Annotated in this window: 6 protein-coding genes and 1 pseudogene; 1 reads left to right on the top strand and 6 read right to left on the bottom strand. The window is 41.0% G+C overall.

Going from position 1 to position 4,645, the window contains the following annotated elements:
• Positions 1-77: 77 nt before the first annotated feature.
• From ACRCJ0_RS09615 to ACRCJ0_RS09590, 6 genes are all read right to left on the bottom strand, one after another.
• Complete coding sequence (locus ACRCJ0_RS09615) at positions 78-272, bottom strand: hypothetical protein (protein WP_431390303.1); 195 nt, start codon at positions 270-272, stop codon at positions 78-80.
• 226 nt (positions 273-498) lie between these two features.
• The gene (locus ACRCJ0_RS09610; protein WP_378103138.1) at positions 499-1,248 is read right to left on the bottom strand and encodes a TIGR02206 family membrane protein; all 750 of its coding nucleotides are present in this window, start codon (positions 1,246-1,248) and stop codon (positions 499-501) included.
• A 307-nt stretch (positions 1,249-1,555) separates the two neighbouring features.
• On the bottom strand, positions 1,556-2,368 hold the full coding sequence (locus tag ACRCJ0_RS09605; RefSeq protein ID WP_378103139.1) for a hypothetical protein: 813 nt from the start codon (positions 2,366-2,368) through the stop codon (positions 1,556-1,558).
• Positions 2,369-2,423: 55 nt separating this feature from the next.
• Entirely contained in the window at positions 2,424-2,693 is a 270-nt protein-coding gene (locus ACRCJ0_RS09600; protein ID WP_431390302.1) for a barstar family protein, read from the bottom strand.
• Between the two features lie 18 nt (positions 2,694-2,711).
• Positions 2,712-3,287: a ribonuclease domain-containing protein gene (locus ACRCJ0_RS09595; RefSeq protein WP_431390301.1), complete on the bottom strand. Its 576-nt coding sequence runs from the start codon at positions 3,285-3,287 to the stop codon at positions 2,712-2,714.
• Between the two features lie 78 nt (positions 3,288-3,365).
• The gene (locus tag ACRCJ0_RS09590) at positions 3,366-3,989 is read right to left on the bottom strand and encodes a carbonic anhydrase (RefSeq protein ID WP_016896519.1); all 624 of its coding nucleotides are present in this window, start codon (positions 3,987-3,989) and stop codon (positions 3,366-3,368) included.
• A gap of 132 nt (positions 3,990-4,121) precedes the next feature.
• On the opposite strand from ACRCJ0_RS09590, the pseudogene ACRCJ0_RS09585 reads away from it, so the two are divergent.
• Positions 4,122-4,645: pseudogene (locus ACRCJ0_RS09585) on the top strand (phosphate:AMP phosphotransferase); the annotation flags it as partial.

The raw sequence follows: 4,645 nt of genomic DNA, 5'->3' as shown, positions 1-4,645 counted from the left end.
TGGCGTAAAGGAGAATTTGCTGTTTAATCCACTGGTTACCCGATTCGATATCATAGATATTCATGGCTGCAGCAATATTAGCGCCCGATAAAGCCCCCACCATGAAGGTAAAGGATTACAGGTGCTAGCTCAATGGCTTGTTGCACTTCATCCGGATAGAAGAACCGGGCATGCGTAAACCGTTCTTCAATGGGGCAGTCATACTCGCGAATAGTCACTTGCCCGTTTGAAATATCCCGATTTAAAGTCGTCGCCACTACCCATCGATACATGAATAGGAAGGAGTTTTATTGTTTCTCGATAATGTTGTTGAGGTATTGAATCACTGGCGTCGGGTCCCGGTGAATTTTAATTCATCCAAGCAAGCGCTCCTCCAATTGGCCGCCAACTTACAAGAATCCCCCTATTAGCGTATCCCGTGTGGCCCATCATTGAGAAAAGCACCCCAAGTAGAGCTAGCGCTCAACTCAGCGTGCGTATGTTCTTTTAGCAAAATGTTTAGACAAAGAAATTGAAGATGCTGTAGCCAATCAAGAATAGCCCTACTGTAAAGATAAAGTTTCCTACTGTATAGGTTTTGAAGTTGACTTTATCTAAGGATGGTACTGGGCGATATTTCATGTAGAAATAGTTACCGCCAGTTGATTGGTTGACCATTAATGCGACAAACCAGTAAACTGCAAAAATACCTAGTGACACGATTAAACCTCGGATTGAGGGTGTCCATCCTGTAGTGAAGTAAGCGAAGAATGGAATCAAAATCGTAATAATATGGTTTAAGAAGTAGCTTAGGCCTGATACATGGTAAATTTTGTTGATACGGCTTGGCATAAAAAATGAGAAGTAAGCGTAAAGTCCGAAATAGAATAATACTTGCATGATCATTTGGTTACCTGTTAGTAGGTAAATCAGTCCCATTATGGTTGATAGGCGACAAATGTGCAGTGGCAAGGCTTGTTTTAAGTCGAATTTGGTCTCAAAATAATACCAAGAGTATAAGAGTATTTGTTGTAAAATGGAAATGGTAAACATGACACGACCAATGACTACCTGGTGGATGTTGATAAAGTCTCTAAAAATAAACATGGCAAGTAAAATCATAAAGAAGGCAGCTAAGTATAAGATATGCGCCAGTGAAAATGCCTTAATAAAGGGTGCATCAATATTGACACAGTTCAAGTAAATCTTTTCTTTTAGCCCTTGTAGCTTGGCTTTACGGCGACTTGCTTGTTTATCCCATGATTCCATGAATCGTTCACCATTTTCCTTTCAATCCCATTCAAATAACATCATCCCTATAATGCTTCCTTTAGAGTTCAGTTTAATTCGGTTCTTCCGAACGCTTTCTTTATTCATATTACCAAAGACTTTCGCCCTTGCTCAAGTAGAAAACCCTTTGGAAAAGTTTCGTTTTTGTAAACATAATCTTTACTTATTATTTACAATCCATCCCAAAGAAAAAAGGCCTGAAAATCCCTCAGTAAATGGTGATTCTCAAACCTTTTTCTCATGTATTCCTTCTCCACTAGTCTACTGATCCACTTATTCACTTTACCTAACCTAGTGCGGCGATCTCGCGGTCCATTTGTAAGACAATTGTCGCAAGCATGTCTCGCTCAAACGCGAACCGGCCGCTGCGGAAATGATAATCAATATTTTGCCGGGTCATGTAAGTCATATTGGCAACGGCTGTGGCATAGCCTTTTTTAAATAAACCGGTGATGAAATACTTGTTTTTATCGACTTGGTCAAAGACCTCCAACCACTTGCTGGTTTTACGGGCTGAAAAGTTGATATCTGTCATAGATAATAATTTTTCATCGTCTGCATATAGGGCTTGTTTGGCTTGGTCTAGCGCAATCAAGTCTCCCCCTAAGAAATCTTGGGTCAACATAGATCCGTCAACATAGACAGGGGCTTGGATTTCATAGAGGAATGACAATACCCTGGCAACCGGCGTTTGTTCTTGGATGATTTTTTGCCAGTTAATCAATTGCATATTTAATAAGCCGTCTTCAAAATAGTTCGCATTGTATAGAATGTAGCCTTCGCCCATTCTCTGTGCTTCTATTAATACTTGTTCTGAATAGGTTAATGACTGGGCAATATCCTCAGATAGACCTAGCCCCCCATTGATTTGAATGGGGTAAATGGCCTGTTGTAAAAGGCGGTAGTATAAGAATGCTGACATACCATCAGCAAATAGGATAGATTGCTTATGAATGGCATGGTCTAATTGGATATTGTCAGACATTAAGGCTGGTTGGAATTTGCTTTGAATCATGGTGTGGGCCTGATTGATAATTTCAAGGGCCACTTGTTGGTCTTTAATCGCAACCTCGTAGGCTAACGTTAACATTACGCCCATTTCTTCCCTCCTTCGCTCGTTTTATTGCTTCGTCTAGAAATGCTTTGTCTTCATCTTACCTAAGAATCGTCAAGAATGCATTCTTTTCTTCAACATCCAACAATAATTTGAGGAACTTTTTGCTGTAAGTCGCGCCTAGGTGTTCTGACAAGGCATCTAGGTTGACTAAGTAAATGATGATGGGTGTTTGCCATGAAGTTAGCATGTCGTGAAGGGCATCTAGATTGGCACCGTAATAGCTAGGGAAATCTAAGGCTTTTGCTAGGTAATCGTGCAAGTCCCTTTGCCCATAAAGGTCTTGTCCATCAATGATAAGTGTTTGCATGCCTGTCACTCCTTAAGATTAATAGAGTTGTTGGAAGGATTCGTAGTGGTCGTCCGTGTAGTAAATATCGCCGTCATCTGAATAGATAATGCGTTCAGCGCCGCGGAAGCCGCCGTCATAATTAACGTCTGCTTCTCGGTAGTCGTCTTCTTCTGGCAGTAGGCCTTCATAGTTTCCAAAATAATCGCCACCGATTGACATGCCTTCTGCTACTTCCCACAAGTTGCCGTCGCTAGATTCCCAACCTAAATTTTCGGCTTCGGATTTGGTGATATAGTTTTCTGGCAGTGTGTCATATTGGTCGATGTAGGCAGCAACTTCTTCAGGACTTGTGTAAGTTCTGTCTTCAGCCACTTGGACTGTGTCCTCGTCTGTTGCTTGAGCGGATTCTGTTGCAGATTCACTAGTCGTTGAAGAATCTGATTCGCTGTCAGCTACTTGTGCTTGGTCACTTTGATTGTTGTTCTGGTCGTCCATATTCCACGGTTCTTGCGAGACATAGACTGCTAACGCCGCTAAGATTATCCCTATAACCGACTTCGGATTTTTGATCAGCTGCTGGATCGCTTCTAACTGATTTTTCTGTGGATTCATCGTCTCTTGTCCCTCCTTCAAATCGAAAAGAAAAACGTCCTTTCTAGTTAAGGACGCTTCAATTATATCTATTTTAACTTAAAGTCGCTTGAATGTCTTTGTTTCTGGCTGATAAACTTCAACAAAACCTTCATCCGTATGGAAATGCCAACCTTCTACTTTTAGGTTTCCGGCTGCAACACGGTCAGCGATGATTGGGTATTCCATTAAGTGGTTGTATTGGGTAATGATATTCGTTTTTTCCATCAAGTCACTCTTAGCAACTGGATCGTCTAACTCAGCTAATTGGTCTTCGATAGATTCCTTGACTGGATTTAACTTGCCAATCCATTCTTTTAAATAAGGCATTTCGTCAAAATTTTCTGGTGGGTTTAGGCAAGTGTTACACCCCCCGCAGTTAATATGGCCAAGTAAGATAATATTATTGACTTTTAATGAGGTTACAGTGAAGTCTAAACCTGCTTGTAAGGATAATACCGGGTCTGGGTCGTTGTATTCTGGTACGATATTTGCGATATTTCGGATTTGGAAAACTTCGCCGGGGCCGGCTTGTAACAAGCTCTCAACATTAATACGTGAATCACCACAGGTAATCACTAAGGTGTGTGGCGAATGGGTGCGCGCTAATGCTTCGTAGATGTCTTGTTTGTCTTTATAGGCCGTTTCATGGAAGTGATCGACCGCTGGTTTAAAATCTCTCATTCAGTTTTCCTTCTTTCATATAGTACTTCCTAATTATTTTATCATAAAACTCTTGGATTCCTTTAAAATACCTACTGTTTTACCGAAAATAGCACAATCCTTATGCATTATTGCATTTATGCTTTATAATATATGTACAAGAAAATGACCTTAAATATTAATTGCCATTTTGCCAAAAAGAAAGAAGTGACGCGGATGTTACCCAACAAAAACACTCATAGAATAAGTATTCCAGTCGAATTACAGGATATGAAACGGTCAGAATTAGGTGAAAAATTTGCTGAATTGCACCGCCAACTACAAGAAACCAAGAAAAGTATGCTGGTGATTGTGGATGGTTGGGAGGCTTCTGGTAAAGGATTCTTGCTCAAGGATTTGACGCGTGAACTGGACCCTAAACATTATGAGGTGGCCGTCTTTGATGAAAGTACTTTGGAAGATGAACAGCACCCATATTTGCGCCGATTCTTCATGCGGTCGCCTAAGCGCGGTCAGATCGTCTTCTTCGACCGGTCGTTCTACTATGACCTATTCCACCAGCTGGATATGGAGGAGAAAACACTTAATCATATTTTAGACGATATCTCCTTTGTTGAAAAAGCCCTCGCCCACGATGATACCATAGTGGTCAAGTTCTTTATCCACCATAGTAAGGG

Source organism: Aerococcus sp. L_32 (assembly GCF_050689315.1).
This window is presented reverse-complemented; position numbering and strand designations above follow the sequence as displayed.

Bases quoted from the DNA above. Each gene is read 5' to 3' on its own strand.
- ACRCJ0_RS09605 (WP_378103139.1), bottom strand. From the start codon at position 2,368: ATGGGCGTAATGTTAACGTTAGCCTACGAGGTTGCGATTAAAGACCAA.
- ACRCJ0_RS09610 (WP_378103138.1), bottom strand. From the start codon at position 1,248: ATGGAATCATGGGATAAACAAGCAAGTCGCCGTAAAGCCAAGCTACAA.
- ACRCJ0_RS09595 (WP_431390301.1), bottom strand. From the start codon at position 3,287: ATGAATCCACAGAAAAATCAGTTAGAAGCGATCCAGCAGCTGATCAAA.
- ACRCJ0_RS09615 (WP_431390303.1), bottom strand. From the start codon at position 272: ATGTATCGATGGGTAGTGGCGACGACTTTAAATCGGGATATTTCAAAC.
- ACRCJ0_RS09590 (WP_016896519.1), bottom strand. From the start codon at position 3,989: ATGAGAGATTTTAAACCAGCGGTCGATCACTTCCATGAAACGGCCTAT.
- ACRCJ0_RS09600 (WP_431390302.1), bottom strand. From the start codon at position 2,693: ATGCAAACACTTATCATTGATGGACAAGACCTTTATGGGCAAAGGGAC.